The following is a 24050-nucleotide window of genomic DNA, read 5'->3' as shown; positions in this document are numbered from 1 at the left end:
ATGGCACCAGTGTATCTCCGACGGTTGCGCGGCTGGCGGTTCGTGCTCTTCAATGCCGTCCTCGGCCTGGCACACATTGTCGTCCTGTTCAATGCCGGGTCGTATATCGCCCTCCTGCCGCACGTTTCCGGCGATCTCGGGGGCGTGCTGCCCAGCTTTCTCACCTGGGCCCAAACTGATTTCATGATCGGGCTGGCGCTCGGCTTTCCCCTGGCGCGCTACCTCTCCGGCCGCATCGGCGACTACCGGCTGCTGATCGGCGCGTTCATCGTCTACAGCATCGCCTCGTACCTCTGCGGCGCCAGCGAAACCCTCGCGCAATTCCTGCCGGCTCGCATTGCCCAGGGCATCGCCGGCGGCATCACGCTGCCGATCGCCCAATCGATGCTGCTGAACGAATACCCGAAACGGTTGAAAACGGTGGCGTTGAGTGTGTGGGGATTGTTCAGCTTGACGCCCTTCACCATCGGCATGCCGGTCGGCGGCTACATTGCGTATCTGCTCGGCTGGCGTTTTCTGTTCTATCTGGATTTTGCCCTGACCATGATCATCGTCGGCACGCTCGGGGCGCTGCTCTACGGGCGCGGGTTTCGTCGAAGATACGGGCGCTTCGACTTCGTGGGGTTTCTGCTCCTGCTGGTGCTGTTACTGGGGGGTCAAACGTTCCTGAACATGGGCAACGACTTTGACTGGCTGGACGCTCCCGTTCTGAAAGCGCTGGCGGTCGTGCTGCTCATCGCGCTGCCCTGCTTTGTGATCTGGGAACTCGGTGAGCGGCACCCCACGCTGGATCTCCGGCTGTTCCGGCACCGCAATGTCGTGATCGGCATCGTCTGCTTGACGCTCGGATTCTTTTCCATTCAAGGACTGCTCTCGCTCCTGGTCGTGCAGATCCAGCTGATTCTCGGATACTCGTCGAAACTAGCCGGCCTTGCGCTGCTCCCGCTGGTCCTCCTGGGCGCTCCCGCCATTGCCGTCATGCACCTCCTCTGCAAGTACATTGACGCGCGCTGGCTGATCTTCCTCAACAGCCTCGGATTTGCCGGGACATTCTATTGGATTGGCTTATTCGATGATCCCCACTCGTACGACCAGCTCTTCTGGCCCATGGTCGTGGAGGGCATCTTCCTGGGATCGTTCTTTACACCGTTGACGGTCCTGACGCTGCATGGCCTCTCCGGTCCGCTGGTCATGCGTGCCGCCGAGGTCGCCAACCTGTTGCGTGTCGCGGCCGGTGCCTTCGGCATCACGTTCCAAGGCATCGTGCTCTTTCGGCGCACCCACTTTCATCAACTCAATTTAGCCGATCACTTCGGAGGGCGGCTGGCGATCTCCTACGATCCCGTGGGGCACCTGACAGCCAAACTGGCGGCGGCCGGACTCGCCCCCTCGCAGATCCAGGCCAAGCTTGGTGCGCTGATCCGGCAGGAAGCGGCCATCCTGAGCCTGAACGATGCCTTCCTGGTGGCCAGCGGCCTGTTTCTGGTAATCGGCGTGCTCGTCTGGTTCGCGCACCCAACCCACGTCCCGCTTTCGCCGACCCCGGCGGAAGAGTTGCAGGAACTCCGTGCGGAAGTATTGATCGAGGAAGTGCCATGACATCCCGCTCCGGCTTCACCTATCGCCTGCGGATCGCTGCCGGAATCGGTTGCGCGCTGCTCTTCGGCAGCTGCGCCTGGATTCCCACCGGCAATCCCCCTGCGGAGTTTCTTGAGCCGCCGGAAATGAACGAGACGCTGGCCGAGGTGACAAGCCGGCTCCAGCAGTGGCCGGACGATCGCTGGTGGACGCAATTCGGCAATCCGGAATTGAATGAGCTGATCGACCTGGCGCTCAAGAACAACCCCGGCATCAAACTCGCGGCGGCGCGGCTGCGAGAAGCTGAGGCGCTGGTGAAGGTGGAAGGCGCGCGGCTCCTGCCCTTTCTGGAAGCGGACGCCTCCCTCACCTATGAACGGATTTCCCAACATGGGGTCTTCGCGGCATTGAATCCAAAAGTCGCGGGAGACAAGATTCTCCTGGGCATCCTTAATCCGTTGAGTGTCCGCTACGAGTTCGACTTCTGGGGGAAAAACCGGGCCACGCTTGAAGCGGCCCTGGGACAGGCTGCCGCCGAAGAAGCCGAACAGGCCGAAGTGCGCCTCAGGCTGACCACCGCCATCGCGCGAGCCTATTTCAAAGGGCACGCGCTTCAGCAACAACTCACCGTGGTCAAGACTCTTGTCGGCATCCGCCGCGACTTGCGCACGCTGGCGGAGACCCGCTTCCGCCTTGGGCTGGACAACGAGCAGCCCGTAAAAACCGCCGCAGCCGACTATGAAGCCGCCATCAAACGGCACACCGGCCTCCGGGATCAATTGGACATCCAGCGCCATATCCTCGCGCGGCTGGCCGGGCAAGGCCCAGATCAAGCCCTGCACCTGTTCGCGAAACCGGCCGTCGTCATTCCGGAGCAGATCGCGGCGCCCGACCATCTCTCCTTGGGACTGTTGGTCCATCGGCCCGACTTGGCCGCGGCCCTCTACCGGGCCGATGCCGCCGCACGGTTGGTCAAGGTCGCCAAGACACAATTTTATCCCACGATCGATCTCACGGCATTCGTCGGGTTCAATGCCCTGACGCTGATGCGGCATGCCGGCAAACTCTCCAACCTGCTGTTCAGCGGCCAGAGCAACTCCTTCGGCGTCGCGCCGGGGCTGCGCATGCCCTGGTTCGAAGGCGGCCGGCTGCGGGGCGAACTCGCCGCGCAACGGGCAGAATACGACGCGGCCGTGGAACTCTACAATGAAACCCTGCTCGATGCGATGCGCGAAGTGGCGGACAGCCTCAGCGCCTGGCAATCGGCGCGCGAGATGATCGAGTCGCACAAGCGCCTGCTGGCCTCCCTGGGCGAAGACTGGCGCCTGGCCAAGGTGCGGCTGGTCACGGGACTGGACGACGACCGCGAGGTGTTGCGGCATCGCCAGCCGGTCCTGGAACAGGAATATGCCTTGCGGGCACTGGAAAGCGACCAACTCGTGGCCGCCGTCGATCTCATCGAAGCCTTGGGCGGAGGCTATCAGAACCAGGATCCCGAACGCAGATCACCCTACAACACGAGCGCACCATGACCACGACCTCACCTGCATCCGAAACCCCGCCGGCACCGAGCGCCTCTCGCCTCCATCCCAAGGCGATCCGCGCTAGAAGAAACCGCCGGCTGCTGATCGTGGCCCTCCTCGTGCTGCTCGGCACAGTAGCCTATCTGAACTACTGGTGGACCTACGACCGATTCTGGATTCGCACCGACAACGCCTATGTGACGGGGAATCTGGTCCCCGTCGCGGCTCAGGCCTCCGGCATTGTCACCCAGGTGCTGGCCGAAGAAACGCAGTTTGTGAATCGGGGCGACGTGATGATCCGGCTGGACGAACATCAGGCCTACGCCGCGCTGGGCCGGGCGCGCGGCCGGCTCGGCGAAGAAGTGCGGCGCATCGCCGCCCTGTTCATGACCAGAAAACAACTGGCGGAGCAATTGGCGTCACGGACCGCCCGCTTGAACCTGGCACGGCACGACCTGGATCGCTATCAGGCGGCGGCGGCGAGCGGAGCGGTCTCCAAGCAAATCCTGCAAAATACGGCGGACAAAATCCTATCGCTGGAAGCGGACGTCCGGGAGTCCCAGGCCGAACTCGATACGCTCGATGCACAAGTGGGAGGCACGACCGTCATGGCGCATCCGGCTGTCGAATTGGCCAAACACCAGCTCATCGAGGCCTATCTGGAATACACCCGCCAGCAGATCAAGGCCCCGATCTCCGGCTACGTGGCGAAACGAAAGGCCCAGGTCGGCGATCGCGTGCAACCGGGGACGCCGCTGATGACGATCGTGCCGCTGGATCATTTATGGATCGAGGCCAATCTGCGGGAAACGGAACTGCAGCATGTGCGCCCAGGGCAAACCGCGCTGGTGGACGTCAGTCTCTACGGATCGCAACACACCTTTCACGGCACGGTCGAAGGACTCGTGCCCGGCAGCGGGAGCGCCTTTGCCTTGTTGCCGCCGGATAATGCCACGGGGAATTTCATTCACATCGTCGAACGGGTGCCGGTCCGCATTGCGCTGCCGGAAGAGGAGATTCGGGACTACCCGATCCGGCCGGGTCTTTCGACCGTGACAAAGATCAACATCGCTGAGTCCGGACAGTCCGTGTGGTCGTCTTTTGCTGCGCCGGCCACGGCGGAATATGCCACCGATATCTATGCCGACGAGCTGCCCACGGCAGAATCGATGGCCAAAGAAGTGATGGCCGGCAATCTCGTCATCGCGGACAATGCTGAGCCAGCTCCTGAGCCGATCGCCCAGGAGGAAAGAGGCAGTCCCCCCTCGGCGCTTCCACGAAATCCCATGCGAACGGTGAAAGAGCCCCGCGGATCGCTTGATTCGGCCATGGTCCCTGAACGCCTTGCTCCTGCTCCCCGCTCATTCGTTCCACAGCGCAGTCCCGACCTCGGGACCTCAGTCGCTCCCCTGACGCCCGCCATCGGTCCCGGATCGGGATTGCTGGGACCGGAAGGGGGACGCAGTCCATCACGCCTTCGACTCGACTTCAATCAAGACCATAGTAAGCGGCCGTTCGGCCCAGACCGGCGTTAGGCTCACCGACAATTCGCACAGTGCTCACCGTGCGAAATCGCTCGATTTTTCCTGCCGCTGCAATGATAGGGTCCGCCAATCGCACGGTTTGCCTGCGGCATCAGCCTTGCTCCATCACTTCACAGCTCACCGCCACAGCGCTCATTACGGGAGGCCGGTCATGAAAGAGATCATCAGTTCGATCGGAGATCGAGAATTAGCCTGGATTATGTTGGCGATCGCGGGATTGATTGTCTGGAGCACATGGGGGCTGGTGTCGTAGCAGACCGACCCTCCTCATTTCTGGGCCCCGCATTACGCGGCCTATCTAAGCACCCATCCAGTACCGCCACAGCGAACGAGTAGCACGGTAACAGTCCAATCCTCCAGACTGCTCAAACAGGCTGCCCGCAAGGCCGGGGGCGTCCCCACCTAGGCACGTCGAAGACCTGTTCAAGGCGAGCACGAAACTGGGAGGCTGTTTCAGCAGCCGTCAGTAGAACGCCATGCTGGCGTAGGTGACGGTGGAGTTGTACTGATCAGTAATGCCTCGGTCGTAGCGGAGGACCTGGCCGGACTCGGCCTCGATCAGGCGCAAGAGCGAGAAGATCGGCGCGAAGCCGGAGATCCGGCGCTGATCATTCTCCTTGATGATGTAGTTGGCAAACTCGTCCGCTTTCCGTTCTTCCACCGGCTTGAGCATTTCCAAGTCGTGCTGCATCGAACGGTGGAACGAAAAATCGGTCGGCGGCTCCTTGTCGCCATAGCGCATCCCGAGATGGGCCAGCTCTCCCGCCGCAATCACGCAATAGCTCCGGCCTGACGCGGTGAGGATCTCGCGCACGCCATCCAGAAACGCGACCACCTGCTGCAATACCGCCGGCTCCGCCACGCTCAACGCGGAAAAGGAACAGAGGACCGGCACGATGGTAAAGGGCTTCTTGCGGCCGACGATGTCCTGCAAAAACGGCAATTGGAATTCAATGGCATGTTCGGCCTGGTGGCACAGATCTTCTTCAAAGGCCACGGGGAACCGTTCTCGGATCTTCGCCAGCAACGGCTGATCGGCCTTCACCACGCCCAGCGGTGTCTCAAAATCTTTGTCCGTCACGGCAAAGAGATTGTCGAGCCCCGCGTAGGCCGTGCCGATGACGACGTACACATCCGGCTGCGCGGCCTCCTGCAGCTCTTTATAGGCCCAGGCGTAGATCGGGCCTGCCTGCTTGAGGTCGTAGGTCGGCGCCACCAGCCCTTTGATGGCCTTGCCCGCGTTCTCGGAGGGCTTGAAGTCCGGCCCTTCCTTGGAGGTAAAGAACCCGTCGATCTGCTTTTTCAGTTTTGCCCCGTCCGCCTCATAGGCGCGCCCGGCGAAGACCGCTGTCCGCAAGGGACTTTCACGATACTGCGCCCGCTGGAGTTTCCGGGCTTCCTCTGCCCGGTCCCCTTCGAGAAAAAGCTTCGTATCGAGATCTGCCACCAATTGCCCGACTTTATCGGGCATGAGGAACTCGCCGAAGCGCTTCAAATAGATCCCGCCAATCTCTTGAAGCGAATGTTCGCCATCGAAATGCTGAATGATGAAGAAGTAGTTGAGCGGCAAGACCAGCTTTTCTTTGCTCAATCCGGTCGGGTCCCAGAGCACGATGTATTGTTCCTCGCCTTCTTTAATGGGCGAGAATTGAAGATTGCGCAGGAGTGGGTATTGCTTGGGATCTTTGGCTGTGGTGGTCGTCATAACGCTCCTTTATGGAGCGCCATTGTAACGAAGGGTTTACGCTCGCTGCAACCGGAGATCTGGTCGTTCTGGTCTATCTAGTCTGTCTAGTCTCTCTTGTCGGTCTCCTTCGACCAGACAGACCGAACAGACCACACAGACTTACCGTTCTTCAGGCGGCTCGCCCTGCGCTCGCCGGCTCAAGAAAATGAGCGTGCCGATCGTCACGAGCGCCAGCCACACCGTCGGGCGTCCATAGGAGGCGTCGGAGAATTCGATCAAGTCGGTGAGCCGGCCGATCAGGAGCGACATGCGGGCCATCACGGTATAGCCGAAGGCCGCGCCGAAGGAGATCATTAGGAACATCACCCCGGTCCGCGCCACCACCCTCCCAGGGCCTGTGTGCTCAACCGAGAAGAAGAAGTAAAACAGCACCGAGGTCACACCGACCAGAATGATAATCACGTTCAGGCTGCTGGCGGGGTTGTGCAAATCCCAGGAAAACGTGACGCCACCGCCCGGCCCCAGCATCAACAGCGGACGAACGGTATCTTCAATCTGCTTCAAAATAAACGACGAGATCGTGCGGGGAATCGCCAGCCCGGACCCGACGCCGACGATGAAAGCGAACGCATAGCGCGACAACCAGGACGCCTTGGGCACGTAGCGGGTGAGCATCAATGAGCCGATCATCACCGGCACCAGCAACACCCACTCCCCGTTCTCCACGATCGGCTTGAAAATGAGATGCACGAGAACCGTGTCGTAGGCCTTCACGATCGTATAGCCGACCGACACGCCCACATAGAGGTGCTCGGCCAGCTTGAAGAGCGGGTTATCCTTGTAGAGAAACGACAGGATACAGAGCGTCAGCCCCGTCGCCACCCATGCTCCGATCAATGTTGCGTCCATTGTACGATCCGTTTCCTACGAACGCTCGCCTTGCCGGCGTGCCTGTCTGCGCATTGAAAAATAGAAGATGTTACAGAGACCAACCAGCACAATGATGGCCAGATGCGTGGCTGACTGGGCATCCATGCCGGCCACCGCCCGCCCCTTCTGCCCGATCAGGATTTCATACTCCGCCGCGCCGCGCAGTCCGCCGATCAACCCATTGATCTGTCCGCTACGCAGCAAGGGATAGAGGCCGGGCGCAATGACGCCGGTGCAGCCGCCGCCCAGCTCGAACTTGTACTTGTCCTTGCCGAACACATACCAGGCTTCGACACCGGGATTTCCCGCGCCGAGGCTGACGAGATAGTTCACATCCCTGAGGCTCTGCACTCCCTCCAGCACCGGCTGGCCCTTCGTCGGCTTCCCGCCGTAGTCGCTCGGAAAGGTGTTGTAGAGGTCCTGGCCCAGATTGATGATGACCGCCGTCCCGCCGGGGCTCCATCCCAGAAACGTGTAGTCCTTGCCGCGCTCTTTGCCCATCTCTTGCGCGACTTGCGTCACCAATTGATCGGCCATGCCTGTGCCGGACACCCACAGCGTCATCGTGACGACGCGGAGATTCTTGCGGAAGGCGTGGCGGAGAATGGCCACCGCCTGGGGATAGAGCTCCGGCTTCGAGGCCGGGTCAAAGTCGATCGATAAGACAAAGACCGACCGCTCCGGCATCTGCTCGATATAGTCGTACACCCCGCGGACCTCCGACGAGATCTTGATCGGCAGCCCGACCGGATAGAGCAGGGGCAAGAGCGTGCACAGCCCGATCACCACAAAGATGATCCGCCGGTCGATCTTGAGCATGCGTTCAGCGAAGGTCATGCCAAAGCCCTGTGAGAGGTGAAAGGTGAAACGTGAAAGGTAAAACGTAACCGGCAAAACCCTGCGGATTCAGACAACGAGTTCATACGTTTTACGTCTAACGTCTCACGTTTCACGTACTATTCCTTGCCTCCCCCCAGATACGACCGTTCGACGCCGAAGATGATTTTCAGCGACAGGGCCACGGTGCCGAGGCTGACGCCGATCAGGATCGCGCGCCGCACCGAGGCGTTCAGCACATTCAGAATCCATTGCGACAGGTCGCCGCTCATGGGGATCAGATACTCGCCGAGCGGCACCCGGCCCATCATCACAATCACCGCAGCGATGAGCAGCACCGCCGCCTCCCGGCTCCTGGCGCGGAACGACCGGTACGCAGCTGACGCGATAAAGAAGGCGAGAATGGCAAACATGGTCCCCTGCAGCGGCACCATCATGAAGTTGTAGACCCAGCCGAACGCCGTCGAGACCCCCTCGACACTTTCTTTCCCGTTGGCCCAGAGGCCCACCGCAATCGTGCCAAGCATGCCCCCGTAGAGGACGACACTGTAGCCCCACCCCGCTTCTTTCCGGCGGATCTTGGCGGCATGGACATGAAACAGGCTGGTCACGCCCAGCACCAGCGCGAACCCGCCGATGATCTGCATCCACTTGGTTGCCGAGGTAAGCACCTGCTCCGAGGCCGGGTGCGGGACATAATATTGCCCCGCGAACACCAGCCCGGTGATCATCGTGATCAACAGCGGCAGCTGCCGGCGCAGAAAGATCATTTCACATCCTTAAATAATTCGAGAAACAACTGCGGCCACTCCGCGTGGAAGATCACTCCCAGCGTGGCCAACGCCGTCCCCACTCCGATGGCCGTCAGGAGGACGGCCTTGCCGAGATCCTGCCCGCGCAGCGTCCCCATCTGCACCGGCTCCCGGGAGAGATAGGCGCTGGCGGCGTACAGCTCCTCGCCGATCAAGGTGTAATCGCAGGTCGTCACGAAAAACGGCAGCTGGTGATCGGAGTCGGTCCCGGCAATCTGGATCGCCCCCGTGCTGGCGCCGGTCTCCGTGAGCAGCAGCGATTCGGCAAAGTACGCGCCCATGAAAAAATTGGCCGCTGGCTTTTTGCGCAACATGATGCCGTCTACGGCCGCCGTATAACTGAATTGATCGCTGGTGATGAAAAAGTTGGAATCTTCCTTGAACAGATCCGGCTTGCCCGCTTCGAGATAGGCCTGTTTCGTGATTTCCTGGCACACCGCCATCGTGATGGGATCGCGATGCGGCACCATCAGCTCGGTTTCATACGACGCCGTGCGCTTGGCGACGCGCCCGAGAATCACCGCGGCCGCGATCGTGGAGGGATCGCTCATGTCATGCGCGCCGGTCAGATACAGAATTGGCTTGCCTAATTCGGTCGCCCGGCCGATGGCCTCATCCACCGCATCGAGGCCGGGAATCCGCCGCAGGAAGATCTCTTTCTTCTTCGCCTGGCTGATGCTGTAGAACACCAGGCCGCCGAACAGCACCGCCAGCACCAGGTTGTTCACCGCATTCCAATTGAACCAATTCGGCTGCGGGGTGGCGAGGATCGTCGGCCCCATCAGGCGCTCCGCCCCGCGCACGGACGCCACCGCGACCTGGTAGCGCACGCCGTCTTTGAGCTCGATCCCCTTCCCGTCCCGCACGATAAAGCGGTGATCGGCCAAGGCGCCGACTCTCGTCCACCAGCCCTGTTTGGACTCGCGCACATAGTGGGAGGCGGCAGAAAACTCCGCAATCACTTTGAGCGGACCTGCTTCAGTGGAGTCGCCGGCCTCTCCGAACCAGATTTCGTAACGGACATCGTCCCGGTCCTGGCTCCCCGACGCCCAGACAACCGTGAGGCTCTTGCCTCCGTCATTGGGCGTATCGAACACCTGCACCTGCGCCGGCGGCACAAGCTGGTCCTCTGCAAGAATCGCGGGCGGGCACCACCCCAAAGCAGCAGCACACGCAAAGACGGCCACACTGGCAACCCACGTTTGGCCACGTTTCACGTTTGGCGTTTCACATTTCACGTGTTTCAACCTTCGATCACTTCGATATTGGTCCTCGGCACCACCGCCACCTGGCCGTCGGGAAACCGCACTTCCAATACCCGCACGTTGCTTTCGGTCGGAATCTTCTGCAAATCCGACGGGAGCGCGGAGACTTCGCCGATCTTGCCGAACAGGGGATCGCGGATAATGCGCACCGGATCGCCGATCTGGATGCCCTCACGCTGCGGCGCGGCGGCCTGGCCTGCGGACAGGGTGCCAACCGGCTTGGCAATGACGATCTCCGGACGGATGACCCCGGCGCGAATTTGCGTCGCTCCTGAAATGGCCGCCTTCTGCCCGGCATGCGCCGATAACAACTTGAACGTCTTCTGCGCCATCGGAATTGTGCCAAACCCCTCGGTCAAAATCAGGGTGAACCCGACCTGCTCCGTACCGGTGATCGCCACACCCAGATCATATCCAAGCAAGGCCCGGAGATCCTTATCATGAATCCCCCCGACCACCAAGCCAGCAATCCCCACCTCTTTGGCCTTCGCCAGCGTTTCAGCCGGAAGGAAGGATCCACCGACGACGATTTTCCCCTTCATGTCAGCTGTGAGATGCGCCGGTGTCAGCACCTCGTCAGGTGACTGAGCCGCCATCGCCAGCGTCCCCCAGGTCTCGCCGCCGATACCGAAGATGCCCTGGATCAACGTACAGACCGCTTCGACCGTCACCCCCTGCTGCGGCTGCACGTCCACGACCGTGCCATCTACATAGCCCAAGACGTCCAGCACGCGCGGAGGCTCGCGCAACAAGACCTGCCCCGTCACCGTCGAGAGCGACTCCACCACCCCGGTGATCGGCGAGCGGATCTCCGTTTTAAACCATTTAATGAGCGGCTTGTTCTCCGCGAGAATCTCATCCTTCTGCACCGGCTCGCCCGCTTTCTTGACGAGATAGTCCGGAATCTCGTCCGGCGCGACGCCCAGCTGGTTAGCGAGATTCAGGGGATAGACCTTGCCGGGCAACTCGGCTTTGGCCACCGGCTGATTCGATTGCACGCGATCGCCGACCTTGACCAGCACGGTGCCGGGCAGCGGCAATTGCCGCCGCCGCCTGATGACGGTCTGCTCGGTGACGGTCAGCCCTGGGGTGTAGGAATGCGCCATATAACAACCTTGGCGAGAGGCACGAGGCAAGGAGCTAGAGAACATCACACCCATCGCCTCTAGCCTCGCGCCCTTCGCCTATAATCTCGGATACAGCTCCACCGCCTTAAACCATTTTGTGAGCGCGGCCACGCGGGCCGGTGAATCGGCGGGCAATTGCAGCGGCCGGCCGCGGCCATCCAGCATGACGCCCACCGCCCCGCCTTGCACCTCGCGCGTCACCGGCACGCCGGCTCCCTGACCCAGATTGATCGCCTTCGCCGGCTGCATCGTCAACGTCGCCTGTTCATTCACGCCCAGAGGGAAGAGCCGCAACTCTCCCATGTTCAACTGGTCCTTTACCACACGTCCGTCCGGGAAAGTCAGTTCGTAGTCGGCCAGCCGGTCACCGGCCTTGGCCTGTCCGATCGGGGCCACGCAGGTCCCAAGATAGACCATGCAATCGCGCACGAACACATCGGTCGCGGCCTTCTCGTTGATCGTCGAGAGCACGCCCAAATGCGGCATCATGAAGATGCTATCCACCGACAACCTCGTGAACCCAAGCGGCTCGTAGGCGTCCACCATCATGAGCATCGACTGAATTCGGCGCGGCGCATGGGAGAGAATCCCGCCGCTGCCGACAATGAGATCCAGCTTCAGCATGTCGATCAAGGTTTTGCCGGACGCCCCCTGTTCGAACACGTCGGAAATCGTCCGTTCCTGCTGCACCCCTTTGAGCCCGGTCGCCAGCGACTTGTGATGGATCAGCGCCAGGCGCAGCGCCTCGCGGGAAATGGCCTGTTCAATCTGCAATTCGTCGAGGGTCTGCGGAATCGTCGTGGGCCGCACCATCTTGTTCTTAATACGGTTGCGCAGCGTCTGCTCGTCGATCTCGAACGGCACCCACCGCATGATGTTCGCGAGCCCCGCCTCAGCCAACACATTCGAGATGCTGTAGGACATGCCCAGATTGGCACTGACCGTGCGATTGAAGACCCCCTCGAAGACCGAGAACACGTCGGTCGTCGCGCCACCGATATCGACCCCGATCAGATTGAGGTGCTCGCGTTTCGCGATGGTCTCCATGATGACACCGACCGCCGCCGGCGTCGGCATGATCGGCGCACCGGCCATCTCCATCAGCTTCTTATAGCCCGGCGCCTGCTGCATGACATGTTCAAGAAAGAGGTCGTGAATCTTGTTGCGGGCCGGCGCCAGGTTCTCCCGCTCCAGCACCGGCCGGATATTTTCCGTGATTTCAAGGGCGGCCTTCTCGCCTAGAATCTTCTTCACCTGCCCCTGCGCATCCTTGTTGCCCGCGTAGATCAGCGGCAGCCTATACGTCGCCCCGAACCGCGGCCGCGGCTCTGCCGCCGCCACATACTCGGCCATCTCCACGACATGGGTCACAGCACCGCCGTCCGTGCCGCCGGACATCAAAATCATGTCCGGACGCATGGAGCGAATCCGCTCGATCTTTTCGTGCGGCAGACGGCCATCGTTCGAGGCCAGGACATCGATCACAATCGCCCCGGCGCCGAGGGCGGCCCGTTGCGCGCTTTCGCCGGTCATGTTCTGCACCACGCCGGTCACCATCATTTGCAGGCCGCCGCCCGCACTGCTGGTGGAGATGTAGATATCGACGCCAGTCTTCTGATCTCGGCAGGGGGTGATGATCTTGTCGCCGTCCAGAATCTTGCGGCCCGAGAGCTCTTCGATTTCGGCAATGGCGTTCAGCACGCCGCGTGTCACGTCCTCAAAGGGCGCCTCGACCGTCGTCGGCGCTTCACCGCGATAGGTCTGGCGGTATTCGTCGCCGACTTTCTCGATGAGAATGGCCTTGGTCGTCGTGCTGCCGCAGTCAGTCGCCACGATGACATTCAACGGATAGTCGATCTTGGGTTTGTCGGAGGCGTGAGCTGAAGCACTCATCACACAGTCTGCGCCTCAATGAGGGTGATCAGGCGGGCGAGCGTGTCACGCCGTTCAAGCAACCGAGCCACTTGCTCGACCTCCGAGGCATTGAACGCCCATTCGATGATCGGCCTGAAGAAATGCAGCGCCTGGCTGCCGAGGAAACTCATAGGACCGAGGGATTCCAGGAACACGATGGCCGGCGCCGCCATGCCCCGCGTCACCACCGCATCGGCAACCCGCTGAAGCAAGGCAAGATCTTCAATGGTAAAGACCTCGGCATCGGTCTTGGTCGAAAAGGCATGAGACCATTCCGCACGAACCTTGCCCCATGTCTCCGCCAGCGATGCCTTGGTAAAGGAAGCCATAAGTATGTGGAAAGGCAGTCAAAACAGTTATGGAGGGGCATTATAGGAAGGGGGCAGGTGAGAGTCAATTTAGGGAGGACGCTCCGTCCTCTTCACCGATCTTTCACGACCGCCCTTTTCGCGCTGCACAAGGCAGACACCGAAGGCAACGACGCAGAACCAACGGCCTGCTAAGGGGGATGACCACAGGGCGTGGGCGGGCACAATTCATTGGGCGCCGAGTGTGCACTTTGCGCTTGCGCGCTGTGCACACACGACACCCTTGAAAATACCCATGCAAGTGAACGGGCTGCTGGATGTATTATTTGCGGCGGATTGCCAGATGCTTGGGAGGGCGGCCCACGCGGATCTTGCCCTTTCTGGCCCGGAAGCGCCGGCCCTTCTCAAGCTTCTTGAGCTGAGACTCGATGCCGGATTCCACGATGCTGGTGAGCGTGAGCGTGGGAGTCCAATAGACGACGGTGCGCATGCGCTCGATCAGGACCGTCGGCAACGACAAGGTAATTCGGGTCTTTGGTTTTGCAGGGCGAATAGCTTTCATGATGTATTATAACTACCGATTGAAAGGTTGTTGGCCTTGCAAGGAGGTGATCGGCACTTCCTTGCGATTGACAATTTATAGACTAATACAGCCGCCGTTTCAACACAAGCCCACCGTCAACATGATTGTCTTAGTGGATTTACCTGAGAGAAATCAACGGTATCTCCTGTCTCCCCCCCCTCACCGGCAGAGGAGAGGGCGTGCGATTTATATGGGACTTGGTATACACTCGGGCAGCAGACAACCGGATTCCAGACGTAGGCCATGCTCAAACTGCTCTTAATCGGGACCGGCGGATTTATCGGCTCCATCTTTCGCTACCTTCTCAGCGGGGCAGCGCAATCGTTCAGCCAGAGCATTGCCTTTCCGTATGGCACCCTGACGGTGAATATGCTGGGCTGCCTCTGCATCGGCGTCCTATCGGAACTTTCGGAGAACCGCGGCCTCTTGACCCCGGACGCCAAAGCCTTTTTGATCGTCGGCATTCTCGGCGGGTTTACCACCTTCTCCGCCTTCGGCAATGAAACGATGGCCTTGATCCGGAGCGGAGAACCGGCGCTGGCGCTCATGAATGTCGGCGCACATATCGTGCTCGGGCTTGGCGCCGTATGGCTCGGCTATACACTGGCCTATGCGATTTGGAGGTAACGTATGCTTCCGACGGACGGCTCCCTGCTTCGGATCTTCGTCGGCGAGGCCGACAAATATGACAAACAACCGCTCTACGAATGGATCGTGGCCCAAGCCAGGGCGCAGGGGCTCGCGGGTGCCACCGTCTTGCGCGGCCTAATGGGGTTCGGCGCCAACACGCGCGTGATCCACACCTTCAAGATCGAACGGTTGTCGGAAGACCTTCCCATCATCATCGAGCTGGTCGATGCATCGGAAAAGCTGGAGGCCTTCCTCTCGTTTGTCGAACAACACATCCACTCCGGCCTCCTTGCGACGATGGAGAAGATCCAGATCCGGTTCTATCGAGGCGACCGATCGCCCGCCCCCACGATGCCTCCTCGGTAAAACAGATTTCCCGGGATGTCATCGCCCGCAGAAACGCGGCGTCACCGGCGCGTCGCCCCTCTTGGCTTTTCGCCCTGCTCCCCCCTTTGAGCCAGCTGCGCTGTCTCTTGGGCCGTGAGCGCCCGCCACTGGCCAGGCTGAAGATCCGCAAGCACAATCGGCCCAATCGCGACACGCACCAGCCGGAGCGTCGGATGCCCGACCGCAGCGGTCATACGGCGGACTTGCCGGTTCATCCCTTCCCGCAACGTGATCTCCACCCACGCCGTCGGCACGGTTTTGCGAAAACGGATGGGCACGGGACGAGCTGGAAGCGCTGGCTCCTGCTGAAGCAACCGAACCTCCGCCGGTCTGGTCCGCGTTCCACTCAACAGCACCCCCTCCCGCAGCTGATGCAAGGCCTCTTCGCCGGGAATTCGCTCGACTTGCGCCCAATACACCTTCTGAAGTTTGTGCTGGGGATCCGTAATGCGATGGGCGAGCCCGCCATCGGACGTGAGAATCATTAGCCCTTCGCTGTCATGATCGAGCCGGCCCGCTGCATACACGCCGGGCAGACCGATATAATCCGCCAAGGTCGGACGCCCATCAGAATCGGTAAAACACGGCAGCACTAGATAGGGCTTGTTGAAAATGATCGTCTTGCATTGTGGCATTGCCATGACCTGTCGAGCAGCTTGGCAGGCACATGCGTCCAGGTCAAGCCGACGCGGCAAGAACCTCGCCACAACATAGACCTCTGACAGGAACGCTCATCCGGCCCAAGAGGAGAAGCCGATGCGTAGGGATCCGCCTACAACTTTTCATCTTCCTCTCGATGAAGATAGTCCCCGTGCTCGACCTCCCCTCACACCGCATCCGCAAAAGGCTCACGAAATGAGGGAGTTGCCCCTTGAGGAAACGCTCGCCTCGTTGGGTACATCAGGCCTCTCTCAACGGCACTGCAATTGCTCCTGCATCAGATCAATTGCCTGACAGTACAGGTGGCGTGTCGATGATGGCACCCACTATTCTCAACTAGGAGGTCTACCATGACTCGAATCGTACAGATGTTCGCCTTAGCCGCGTTCCTCACTGCCGGACTCGGCATCCCGATGACCTTTGCGGCGGAACCGGCTCCGGCCGAACAAAAAGACAAGAAGGACCAGGCTGGCTCAAAGGCCGATGAGCAGAAGAAGGACGAGAAGAAAGACACGACCGGCAAGTAAGCGCATTTCGGGGCGCAGCGAGTGCTGCGCCCCGCCTCGGCCCCGCATCCTTTCGTCATTCGTAGGGAAAACCCTACAAGCCCATCGCCACAGACTACACCAGGCATTTCTACACAAATCCCTTCCCTCGCGTAACGCATTGAGAAGGGAGCAATTCCACGCACCTCCCCTGCGCTGAACCCTGGGCATTGAGTTTGCTCACTCACATTCTATTCGTCCGTCATCCTTCACAGGAGGAGATCATGCGCCAACACACACTATTTCCAGCCCTCTCACTCCGCACCGCCTCTCTGATCCTGCTATGCGCCATCACGCCAGTCGGATGTGTCACAAAAGACACCCACATCAAGACACTCGGGGAACTGGATGCCGCGAAAAAACTCTCCACGGAACAAGCCACAGAACTGGACGCACTCAAACAGCAGTTGCGGGCGCAAGCCGATCACTTGAAACAGCAACTGGCGGATCTCCAGCAGAGCCTTGAGCAAGAAGCGGCCCAAAGAAAAACGGCGGAGGACGCGGCCGCGGCGATCGCCAAAGAACGCGAAGCCCTGGAAGCCCGCTCCGCAGAGCTGCAAGCCAAGCTGGATGGGCTGGAACGGGAAAAGGGGCAACTGGGCTCAGACCTGAGCGAGGTCCGCGCACAGATCGAACAACTCCAGAAGAAGCTGGCCGATGAAACGGCCCAGGTCAGCACCCTGGAGCAGAACAACGAGCAGCTGACCGGCAAAACCGCTGCCGCGCAGGGAGAGATTGCCAAACTGCGGCAGCGCGCGGCTGACCTGGAAGCGGAAGCGGCCCGAGTCGCCAGGGAGCGGGAGCAACTGCGCCAGCAGCAATCGCAACTCGCCGCTACGCTCGACCAGGAGCGCGCGAGGCTCAAAGCCGAAGAGGCGGAAAAAGCCCGCCTTGCGAAGGAGCAAGCCCTGCTCGCCGCCAGCCTCGAGGAAGAACGCCAGCGGCTCAAGAAAGAGGAAGCAGAGAAGGCCAGGCTGGCGCAGGAACAGACTCAGCTGACGGCCAGCCTCGAACAGGAACGCCAGCGCCTGAAGGCGGAAGAGGCCGAGAAAGCCCGCCTTGAACAAGAGCGGGCGGCCAAGGAAGCCGAGATTGCCCGATTGACACGCACGCAGGAAGAACTCTCGAAGTCATTGCAGGACGAAATCGCCAAAGGCAACATCACCATCCAGCAAGTTCGCGATCAGCTCACCATCAACATGGTGGACCGGGTCCTGTTCGATTCCGGCCAGGCGCAGGTAAAACCGGCCGGCATGAAAGTCCTGAAGCAGGTTGGCGACGTGCTCAACAAGATTACCGACAAACAAATCCGGATCGAAGGGCACACAGACAACGTTCCCATCAGCACGAAGCTGCAGGATAAATTCAAAACGAATTGGGAGCTGTCCACGGCCCGGGCGACCACCGTCGTGCGCTACCTGATCGATCAGGGCGGCGTGGACCGCCAATATCTCTCAGCGGTCGGCTATGCCGAAACCCGCCCCGTAGGCCCGAACGAAACCGAAGAAGGACGGAGCGCCAACCGGCGCATCGAAATCGTCCTCCATCCGAAAGACCTCTCGAAAATCTCGGGACAGCTGGGGGCCGCCGGTTCGGACGGAAAGTAACCCGTCCGCGACCGGGGCGGCCATCATGGAGGCATGGTGGCCGCCCCGGCCCGAGCTTGTTTAGCACACACCAGCTGAACGGATACGAGCGAAAGCGGGCGGGATTAATTGGACTTGAACGACTCTTTCAGTTTCTGCCCGGCCTGTCCAGCTTTTTCGCCAAGCGAATTGGCCGAGCGCTTCAACTCAGTGCCGACCTTCTTCGGCGTCTCGCTGTCTTCCAGCTTTTTGACCGCGCCGGTCACTTCCTTTTCGATCTTTTCCGCCAGACTCTTCACCGACGTTCCGATCTGATCGACCACGCCAGCAGACTCCTTGCCCTTCCCTTCAGGCTCCACGGCCAAAGCTCCCGTGGCCGCCCCGCAGACGAACACCACAAAGAAGACTCCGATTTTCAATCCGGCGCTCCTCCATATACGCTTCATGACATCCTCCGATTTACCCTATGACGTTACCACTTCAACCGTAATTTGTCTCGCTCCCACTCTTTCGGAAACAACGCCGGCTGATTATACTGGGGGAACATTGCGGCTTCTTTCGAAAGGATCATCCATGCGTATCGGCAATCTGTTATCCTCCGTTTTCACACGACTCCTACTCTTCAGCACCTGGACCGGCATCGCCCTGCTGACCACCCAGGCCGGAGCGGAACCGACGCCGCTCAACCAGGACATGTTTCTGCGCGCCAAACAGGCCACTGTCGGCATTCTGGAAGACACGCAGGATCAACGCACTCCGGACAAGCCTGGGAAAATCCTTGTTCGCGGCACCGGCTTTCACCTGCGCGACGGCTACATCGTCACCGCCCGGCATGCGGCGGAAAAACACGATGCCACCACCGGCGTCGTTCTGGAGAAAAAGATCCGCATCCTCACGACCGATCTCCACGAACTGCCCGCTGATCTGGTCGGAGACAGCGCCTTCATGGACGTCGTCGTCTATCGCGTCGCCGAATCCCATCGGGCGAAGCTGCTCGCCAGCGCCCCGTTTGCCTCCGGCGAGGTGCAGACGGGCCAGGCAGTCTTCACCGTCGGCTATCCGATGGGCTGGGGCCCCACCATGGCCTTCGGACACCTGGGCAATACGAATACGTTTCTGCAAACGGTGGACACCAGGCTGATCCAGGCCGATGTAGCCGCCTGCAGCGGCAACTCCGGCGGCGGGCTCTTCAATGACAAGGGCGAGGTCGTCGGGATCATGCACGCCATCATTCAAACCGAGCGCGACGATTCCACCGCCCATTGCAGCCGCATGGCCTTTGCCATCCCGGCGATCCTCGCCAATCGAATTGTGAATGCCGCACTGGAAGGAAAGCCCCTGACCTTCTCAAAGATGGGCATTCACATGATGGCGGTAAAAGACGGCACGAAGTGGCGCATGGCCGTGAAAGACGTGAGTGAGCCGTCCAAGTCAGCCGGCATCCAAAAGCACGACATCATCATCGCGGTGGACGACACCGAGATCAACGACGCAGCGCATCTGAAGAACTATTTGATCGAGCGCACGACCCCCAGCCAACAAGTTCGGGTGAAAGTCCGGCGCATCGATGCGGATTTGACCTTTACGGTAACGCTAGGAGGGGGCTGACGCAGGCAGGGCCTGATACCAACCGTTGGCCCGAACAAGCGTTACAGGCTGGTCAAAGAGCCGGCTGAGGTTCCCATCTGTGAGCAGATTGGCCTTGCTGCCGTCGGCGATAATCTGCCCTGCTTTGAGCAAGACGACCCGCTCAATCTCCGGCGGGATTTCGTGCAGATGGTGGGTAACCAGGAGCACCGTCTTTCCTCGGCGGATCTGCGCGCGCAGGAGATCCAGGTATTGGAAACAGGCCTTCAGATCAAGTCCGCTCGTCGGTTCGTCCAAGACCAGCACAGTGGGATCATGCACCAGCGCGCGGCCGAGGAGAAAGCGGCGTTGCTCGCCGGTCGAGAGATGACCGAACCGGCGGCCGGCCAATGACTCAATGCCAAGCTCTCTCATCACCTCACGCGCCCGCGCAACCTGCGCCGCGCTGAACTCCTGATACTCATACGTATCATTGCTCGCATAGAAACCGGACAGGATGACGTTCACCCCCTCGGCGCAGATCAGATAGTCGCGCTGAAGATCGTGCGAGACGAGACCGAGGCGTTTCCGCACGTCCCAGACATTCCCGCCCTCTTCCCCCAAGAGGCTGATCCTGGTCTCCTCCAACGGCAGCGGATGGACGCCGCCCGCCAGGAGCTTGAGCAGGGTCGATTTCCCAGCGCCGTTCGGCCCCAGAATCGCCGCATGCTCGCCTTCCTGCAGCGCAAAGGAAAAATCTGAAAAGACGCAGGTCTCTCCCCGATAGACGGTCGCTTTGTGAATATCGATGATGGAGGACATAGAAGCCCGCTAGGCTTCGTGGGGATTGGAGTGAGTCTTTTTCGGAGAGGCTGGAATCTTTGGCGTCGCCGTCTTCACGTCGGCATTCTGTGCGCGATGCAGCAAGGCGTGATCCATGAGGACCAGCGCCATCATGGCTTCGGCGATCGGCGTGGCCCGGATGCCGACACAGGGATCATGGCGGCCATTGGTTTCAACCGTGACCGGCTTGCCCTGTTTGTCGATCGACTTGCGGGGGATACGAATGCTCGAGGTCGGCTTGATCCCGATGGTCACGACCACATCCTGCCCGGTCGAAATGCCGCCGAGGATGCCACCGGCATGGTTGGAGAGAAATCCTTCCGGTGTCAGCTCGTCTCCATGCTCGGACCCGTGCTGAGTCACGGAGGCAAACCCCGATCCGATCTCCACCGCCTTGACCGCATTGATGCTCATCATGGCGCTGGCTAAATCTGAGTCCAGCTTTGCATAAACAGGCGCGCCCCACCCGACCGGCACATGCTCCGCCACGGTCGTGATTTTCGCCCCAACGGAATCCCCGGCCTTCCGCAGGTCATCCATGAAGGTTTCACACTGAGCGACACGGTCAGGATCGGCCGAGAAAAAGGCGTTGGTGCCGACAGCATCCCAGGTCTTGAACGGCAATTCGATCGGCCCCAGCTGGCTCAGGTAGCCACGAATGACGACGCCGTATTTTTCCGAAAGCCACTTCCTGGCAATGGCCGCAGCGGCCACGCGCACCGCCGTTTCGCGCGCCGAGGATCGTCCGCCGCCGCGAGGGTCGCGAATACCGTACTTCTGCCAATAGGTGTAATCGGCGTGACCGGGCCGGAACGTGTCGATGAGATTGCCGTAATCACGGCTGCGCTGATCTTCGTTGCGGATGAGGAGAGCGATGGGTGTGCCGGTGGTCTTTCCCTCGAAGACACCGGAGAGAATCTCGACGGTGTCGGACTCCTGCCGTTGCGTGACATGGCGGGAGGTGCCAGGCTTGCGCCGATCCAGGTCTTTCTGAATATCTTCGGTGGAGAGTGCGAGGCCCGGCGGACATCCATCGACGACACAGCCAATCGCGGGCCCATGGCTTTCGCCAAAGGAGGTGACCGTGAAGATTCTGCCGAACGTATTGCCGGCCATGCCCCTCTACTCCACCAGATCCAGCTTGATCCTCAGTTCCTTCAACTGTTCGGCACTGACAGCCGAGGGCGCATCCGTGAGCGGACACTGCGCCTTCTGCGTCTTCGGGAAGGCGATGACATCGCGGATCGAATCCGCTCCGCCCAGCAACATGATGAGCCGGTCCAGCCCGAAGGCGATTCCCCCGTGCGGCGGCGCGCCATATTCCAAAGCCTCCAAGAGAAAGCCGAACTTGGCCTGCGCTTGCTCCTTGTTGATCCCGAGCAGATCGAGAATCTTGAGCTGGATATCGCTCCGGTGGTTGCGGATGCTCCCGCCGCCGATCTCACTGCCGTTCAAGACCATGTCGTAGGCCTTGGCCCGTACTTTCAGCGGATCGGAGTCCAGCAAGGCCAGATCTTCGTCCATCGGCGCGGCGAAGGGGTTGTGCATAAAGATATAGCGCTTCTCTTCCGGCGAATAGTCCAACAACGGGAACTCGGTCACCCAGAGCGGCTTCCAGGCCTGCTTGTCGATCAGGTTCAGCTCTTCGCCCAGCAGCAGACGAATCCGGCCCAACACATCGTGTACCACCGCCGGCTTGTCAGCCCCGAAGAGCACGAGGTCTCCCGGCTGGGCTTCCGGCAAGGCCGCGGCAAAGGCCTTGGCATCGAGGAATTTCGCAATGACCGACTCCAACTGGCCTTCCGCCGTAATTTTGAGCCAGGCGAGGCCCTTGGCGCCAAACGTCTTGGCCGTTTCCCCCAGCGCGTCGATGCGGCTGCGCGGCATCGTGGCGCCCCCCTTCACAATGAGGGCCTTGACCAGGCCGCCTTTCGTGGCAGCCTCTTTAAACACCTTGAACTCGCTAGCCGCCCCGAACGACGTCACATCGTGCAGCGGCATATCGAACCGCAAGTCCGGCTTATCCGATCCATACCGTCCCATCGCGTCCGCATAGGTCATCCGTGGAAACGGCGTCGGCAACTGCACGCCGCCGGCATCACGGAACACGGTGACAATCATCTGCTCCATCAAGCTCATGACGTCCAGCCGGTCAACGAACGACATTTCCAGATCGATCTGGGTAAATTCCGGCTGGCGATCGTTCCGCAAATCTTCGTCCCGGAAGCAGCGGGCAATCTGGTAATACCGGTCCATGCCGCTGACCATGAGCACCTGTTTAAAGAGCTGCGGCGACTGCGGCAGCGCGAAGAAAGTGCCGGGATTCACACGGCTGGGCACGAGGTAATCCCGCGCGCCTTCAGGCGTGCTCTTCGTCAGAATCGGCGTCTCGATTTCGAGAAAATCTTCTTTATGCAAAAAGCCACGCACGGCTTGGGCGATATCGTGCCGGGTCTTCACCAGCTTCTGCATGCGGGGACGGCGCAAGTCCAGATACCGGTACTTGAGGCGAATCGACTCCGTGACCTCGGCATCGTCTTCGATCAGGAACGGCGGCGTCTTCGATTCGTTCAACACCTCAACGGCATCGACAAAAATCTCGATCTCGCCGGTCGGCAGATTCGGGTTCTTCGACTCATCCGGCCGTGCCATGACCTGGCCAGTCACCGACACCACACATTCGCTGCGGAGGACATGCGCGCTGTCATGCACCGCCTTGTTGCGTTCGGCATTGAAGACGACTTGCGTCAATCCCGTGCGGTCGCGCAAATCGACAAACATCACCGTGCCGTGGTCGCGCCGCCGCTGGACCCATCCGTTCAACACGACCGTCTGCCCGACATGGGCCTTGTTCAATTCACCGCAGCGATGCGTTCTCGCCTTCATGCCACTCGTCTCGCTTTCTTCGGCACGTACCGTTTCGTCTTCCCGGGCTTGGCCCAGCCTGCGCGCCGCTTGGGGCGCGGGGGCCGCACACCGGGATCTTTGCCTTCTTGTTCCAATGTCCGCCGCTGCTCGACGACCTCGCGCAAGGCATTGGCCTCCCGATCCGTCAAGAAGCGGAACTCGCCGGACGTCAATCCGCCCAGCGACAACGGGCCCATCTTAACCCGCGTGAGCTTGATCACCGGATGGCCGACGGTTTCCAGCATTCGCTTCACCTGATGCTTCCGGCCCTCGTGAATCGTAATTTCCACCCAGGAATTGGCCTCGGCCTTGCGGATCTTTTTCACGGTCGCCGGGCTGGTCATGCCGTCTTCGAGATTCACGCCCTGCTGCAGTTCGGCGATTTCGTCGTCTGTCAGCACGCCCTTCACCTTGATGAGATAAGTCTTGGGCACGTGATAGCGCGGATGGAGCAGGGCCTGCGCCAGATCGCCGTTGTTCGTCAGCAGCATCAAGCCTTCGCTATCGAAGTCCAAGCGGCCGACGGGAAACACGCGCACGGAGACACCATGCAGGAAGTCCTTCACGGTCGTCCGGCCTCCCGGATCGTCCAGGGTAGACATGACATGCTTCGGTTTGTTCAGCATGAGATAGACGAAGGGCTGGACGTTGGTCAGATGCTTGCCATCCACCTTGACGTGATCGCGTTCCGGATCGACCTTCGTGCCGAGTTCGGTCACCACCTTGCCGTTGACGGTCACATGGCCGCTCGCGATCAGCTCCTCGGCCTTCCGGCGGGATGCCAGACCGGTCGTCGCGATAATTTTCTGTAGCCGCAC

23 protein-coding genes are annotated in these 24050 nt (G+C 60.6%); 8 read left to right on the top strand and 15 right to left on the bottom strand.

The genetic code is table 11. The features are described from left to right. The 3 genes from RI101_04285 to RI101_04275 are packed head-to-tail and all read left to right on the top strand — an operon-like array spanning position 1 to position 4636. On the top strand, positions 1–1599 hold the full coding sequence (locus tag RI101_04285) for a DHA2 family efflux MFS transporter permease subunit (protein ID MEC4889258.1): 1599 nt from the start codon (positions 1–3) through the stop codon (positions 1597–1599). Next, positions 1596–3110 (top strand): efflux transporter outer membrane subunit, encoded by a 1515-nt coding sequence (locus RI101_04280; GenBank protein ID MEC4889257.1) that lies wholly within the window; start codon positions 1596–1598, stop codon positions 3108–3110. Before RI101_04285 ends, RI101_04280 begins: the two co-directional genes overlap by 4 nt. Further along, on the top strand, positions 3107–4636 hold the full coding sequence (locus RI101_04275; protein MEC4889256.1) for an HlyD family secretion protein: 1530 nt from the start codon (positions 3107–3109) through the stop codon (positions 4634–4636). The genes RI101_04280 and RI101_04275 overlap by 4 nt, the downstream gene beginning before the upstream one ends. A gap of 472 nt (positions 4637–5108) precedes the next feature. On the opposite strand, the gene amrB is transcribed toward RI101_04275, so the two are convergent. From amrB to RI101_04230, 9 genes are all read right to left on the bottom strand, one after another. Then, entirely contained in the window at positions 5109–6350 is a 1242-nt protein-coding gene (amrB, locus tag RI101_04270; GenBank protein ID MEC4889255.1) for an AmmeMemoRadiSam system protein B, read from the bottom strand. Positions 6351–6491: 141 nt separating this feature from the next. After that, positions 6492–7241, bottom strand: a complete 750-nt coding sequence (locus tag RI101_04265; protein ID MEC4889254.1) for a hypothetical protein — start codon at positions 7239–7241, stop codon at positions 6492–6494. 15 nt (positions 7242–7256) lie between these two features. Next, positions 7257–8099 carry a hypothetical protein gene (locus RI101_04260; GenBank protein ID MEC4889253.1) on the bottom strand — a complete coding sequence of 281 codons (843 nt, stop codon included), beginning with the start codon at positions 8097–8099 and terminating at the stop codon, positions 7257–7259. 119 nt (positions 8100–8218) lie between these two features. After that, positions 8219–8869, bottom strand: a complete 651-nt coding sequence (locus RI101_04255; GenBank protein MEC4889252.1) for a hypothetical protein — start codon at positions 8867–8869, stop codon at positions 8219–8221. Next, positions 8866–10029, bottom strand: a complete 1164-nt coding sequence (locus tag RI101_04250; GenBank protein ID MEC4889251.1) for a DUF6754 domain-containing protein — start codon at positions 10027–10029, stop codon at positions 8866–8868. The genes RI101_04255 and RI101_04250 overlap by 4 nt, the downstream gene beginning before the upstream one ends. Before the next feature lie 125 nt (positions 10030–10154). Beyond that, positions 10155–11282: a hypothetical protein gene (locus tag RI101_04245; GenBank protein ID MEC4889250.1), complete on the bottom strand. Its 1128-nt coding sequence runs from the start codon at positions 11280–11282 to the stop codon at positions 10155–10157. A gap of 78 nt (positions 11283–11360) precedes the next feature. After that, entirely contained in the window at positions 11361–13196 is a 1836-nt protein-coding gene (locus RI101_04240) for a glutamate mutase L (protein ID MEC4889249.1), read from the bottom strand. Next, the gene (locus tag RI101_04235) at positions 13196–13546 is read right to left on the bottom strand and encodes a hypothetical protein (protein MEC4889248.1); all 351 of its coding nucleotides are present in this window, start codon (positions 13544–13546) and stop codon (positions 13196–13198) included. The genes RI101_04240 and RI101_04235 overlap by 1 nt, the downstream gene beginning before the upstream one ends. A 301-nt stretch (positions 13547–13847) precedes the next feature. Next, positions 13848–14087 carry a hypothetical protein gene (locus RI101_04230; GenBank protein MEC4889247.1) on the bottom strand — a complete coding sequence of 80 codons (240 nt, stop codon included), beginning with the start codon at positions 14085–14087 and terminating at the stop codon, positions 13848–13850. A 264-nt stretch (positions 14088–14351) separates the two neighbouring features. Here RI101_04230 and crcB point away from each other — a divergent pair, with 264 nt between their 5' ends. After that, on the top strand, positions 14352–14735 hold the full coding sequence (gene crcB / locus RI101_04225) for a fluoride efflux transporter CrcB (GenBank protein ID MEC4889246.1): 384 nt from the start codon (positions 14352–14354) through the stop codon (positions 14733–14735). 3 nt (positions 14736–14738) lie between these two features. Next, the gene (locus RI101_04220) at positions 14739–15104 is read left to right on the top strand and encodes a DUF190 domain-containing protein (GenBank protein ID MEC4889245.1); all 366 of its coding nucleotides are present in this window, start codon (positions 14739–14741) and stop codon (positions 15102–15104) included. A 41-nt stretch (positions 15105–15145) separates the two neighbouring features. On the opposite strand, the gene RI101_04215 is transcribed toward RI101_04220, so the two are convergent. After that, positions 15146–15766 carry a pseudouridine synthase gene (locus RI101_04215; protein ID MEC4889244.1) on the bottom strand — a complete coding sequence of 207 codons (621 nt, stop codon included), beginning with the start codon at positions 15764–15766 and terminating at the stop codon, positions 15146–15148. Positions 15767–16135: 369 nt separating this feature from the next. Between RI101_04215 and RI101_04210 the strand changes: the two genes are divergently transcribed. Then, positions 16136–16312: a hypothetical protein gene (locus tag RI101_04210; protein ID MEC4889243.1), complete on the top strand. Its 177-nt coding sequence runs from the start codon at positions 16136–16138 to the stop codon at positions 16310–16312. A gap of 242 nt (positions 16313–16554) precedes the next feature. Continuing rightward, positions 16555–17937 (top strand): OmpA family protein, encoded by a 1383-nt coding sequence (locus tag RI101_04205; protein MEC4889242.1) that lies wholly within the window; start codon positions 16555–16557, stop codon positions 17935–17937. 104 nt (positions 17938–18041) lie between these two features. Here the strand turns inward: RI101_04205 and RI101_04200 are convergent, their stop codons facing one another. Then, a complete protein-coding gene (locus RI101_04200) occupies positions 18042–18362 on the bottom strand; it encodes a hypothetical protein (protein MEC4889241.1) in 321 nt (106 codons plus the stop codon). A 127-nt stretch (positions 18363–18489) separates the two neighbouring features. Between RI101_04200 and RI101_04195 the strand changes: the two genes are divergently transcribed. Then, entirely contained in the window at positions 18490–19524 is a 1035-nt protein-coding gene (locus RI101_04195; GenBank protein ID MEC4889240.1) for a trypsin-like peptidase domain-containing protein, read from the top strand. Here the strand turns inward: RI101_04195 and RI101_04190 are convergent. The 4 genes from RI101_04190 to RI101_04175 are packed head-to-tail and all read right to left on the bottom strand — an operon-like array spanning position 19510 to position 24050. After that, a complete protein-coding gene (locus RI101_04190) occupies positions 19510–20304 on the bottom strand; it encodes an ATP-binding cassette domain-containing protein (GenBank protein ID MEC4889239.1) in 795 nt (264 codons plus the stop codon). The two genes, RI101_04195 and RI101_04190, sit on opposite strands and share 15 nt — an antisense overlap. A gap of 9 nt (positions 20305–20313) precedes the next feature. Next, positions 20314–21441, bottom strand: coding sequence for a chorismate synthase (gene aroC, locus RI101_04185; GenBank protein ID MEC4889238.1), 1128 nt, complete (start codon positions 21439–21441; stop codon positions 20314–20316). 6 nt (positions 21442–21447) lie between these two features. Continuing rightward, the gene (gene aspS / locus RI101_04180) at positions 21448–23211 is read right to left on the bottom strand and encodes an aspartate--tRNA ligase (GenBank protein ID MEC4889237.1); all 1764 of its coding nucleotides are present in this window, start codon (positions 23209–23211) and stop codon (positions 21448–21450) included. Further along, on the bottom strand, positions 23208–24050 hold the full coding sequence (locus RI101_04175) for a pseudouridine synthase (GenBank protein MEC4889236.1): 843 nt from the start codon (positions 24048–24050) through the stop codon (positions 23208–23210). Before RI101_04175 ends, aspS begins: the two co-directional genes overlap by 4 nt.

This window comes from Nitrospira sp., assembly GCA_035968315.1.
GTDB lineage: Bacteria > Nitrospirota > Nitrospiria > Nitrospirales > Nitrospiraceae > Nitrospira_D.
This window is presented reverse-complemented; position numbering and strand designations above follow the sequence as displayed.

What these genes read in the sequence shown, in the direction of transcription:
- RI101_04285 (MEC4889258.1), top strand. Translation starts at nt 1, where the DNA reads ATGGCACCAGTGTATCTCCGACGGTTGCGCGGCTGGCGGTTCGTGCTC.
- RI101_04280 (MEC4889257.1), top strand. Translation starts at nt 1,596, where the DNA reads ATGACATCCCGCTCCGGCTTCACCTATCGCCTGCGGATCGCTGCCGGA.
- RI101_04275 (MEC4889256.1), top strand. Translation starts at nt 3,107, where the DNA reads ATGACCACGACCTCACCTGCATCCGAAACCCCGCCGGCACCGAGCGCC.
- amrB (MEC4889255.1), bottom strand. Translation starts at nt 6,350, where the DNA reads ATGACGACCACCACAGCCAAAGATCCCAAGCAATACCCACTCCTGCGC.
- RI101_04265 (MEC4889254.1), bottom strand. Translation starts at nt 7,241, where the DNA reads ATGGACGCAACATTGATCGGAGCATGGGTGGCGACGGGGCTGACGCTC.
- RI101_04260 (MEC4889253.1), bottom strand. Translation starts at nt 8,099, where the DNA reads ATGACCTTCGCTGAACGCATGCTCAAGATCGACCGGCGGATCATCTTT.
- RI101_04255 (MEC4889252.1), bottom strand. Translation starts at nt 8,869, where the DNA reads ATGATCTTTCTGCGCCGGCAGCTGCCGCTGTTGATCACGATGATCACC.
- RI101_04245 (MEC4889250.1), bottom strand. Translation starts at nt 11,282, where the DNA reads ATGGCGCATTCCTACACCCCAGGGCTGACCGTCACCGAGCAGACCGTC.
- RI101_04240 (MEC4889249.1), bottom strand. Translation starts at nt 13,196, where the DNA reads ATGAGTGCTTCAGCTCACGCCTCCGACAAACCCAAGATCGACTATCCG.
- RI101_04235 (MEC4889248.1), bottom strand. Translation starts at nt 13,546, where the DNA reads ATGGCTTCCTTTACCAAGGCATCGCTGGCGGAGACATGGGGCAAGGTT.
- RI101_04230 (MEC4889247.1), bottom strand. Translation starts at nt 14,087, where the DNA reads ATGAAAGCTATTCGCCCTGCAAAACCAAAGACCCGAATTACCTTGTCG.
- crcB (MEC4889246.1), top strand. Translation starts at nt 14,352, where the DNA reads ATGCTCAAACTGCTCTTAATCGGGACCGGCGGATTTATCGGCTCCATC.
- RI101_04220 (MEC4889245.1), top strand. Translation starts at nt 14,739, where the DNA reads ATGCTTCCGACGGACGGCTCCCTGCTTCGGATCTTCGTCGGCGAGGCC.
- RI101_04215 (MEC4889244.1), bottom strand. Translation starts at nt 15,766, where the DNA reads ATGGCAATGCCACAATGCAAGACGATCATTTTCAACAAGCCCTATCTA.
- RI101_04210 (MEC4889243.1), top strand. Translation starts at nt 16,136, where the DNA reads ATGACTCGAATCGTACAGATGTTCGCCTTAGCCGCGTTCCTCACTGCC.
- RI101_04205 (MEC4889242.1), top strand. Translation starts at nt 16,555, where the DNA reads ATGCGCCAACACACACTATTTCCAGCCCTCTCACTCCGCACCGCCTCT.
- RI101_04200 (MEC4889241.1), bottom strand. Translation starts at nt 18,362, where the DNA reads ATGAAGCGTATATGGAGGAGCGCCGGATTGAAAATCGGAGTCTTCTTT.
- RI101_04195 (MEC4889240.1), top strand. Translation starts at nt 18,490, where the DNA reads ATGCGTATCGGCAATCTGTTATCCTCCGTTTTCACACGACTCCTACTC.
- RI101_04190 (MEC4889239.1), bottom strand. Translation starts at nt 20,304, where the DNA reads ATGTCCTCCATCATCGATATTCACAAAGCGACCGTCTATCGGGGAGAG.
- aroC (MEC4889238.1), bottom strand. Translation starts at nt 21,441, where the DNA reads ATGGCCGGCAATACGTTCGGCAGAATCTTCACGGTCACCTCCTTTGGC.
- aspS (MEC4889237.1), bottom strand. Translation starts at nt 23,211, where the DNA reads ATGAAGGCGAGAACGCATCGCTGCGGTGAATTGAACAAGGCCCATGTC.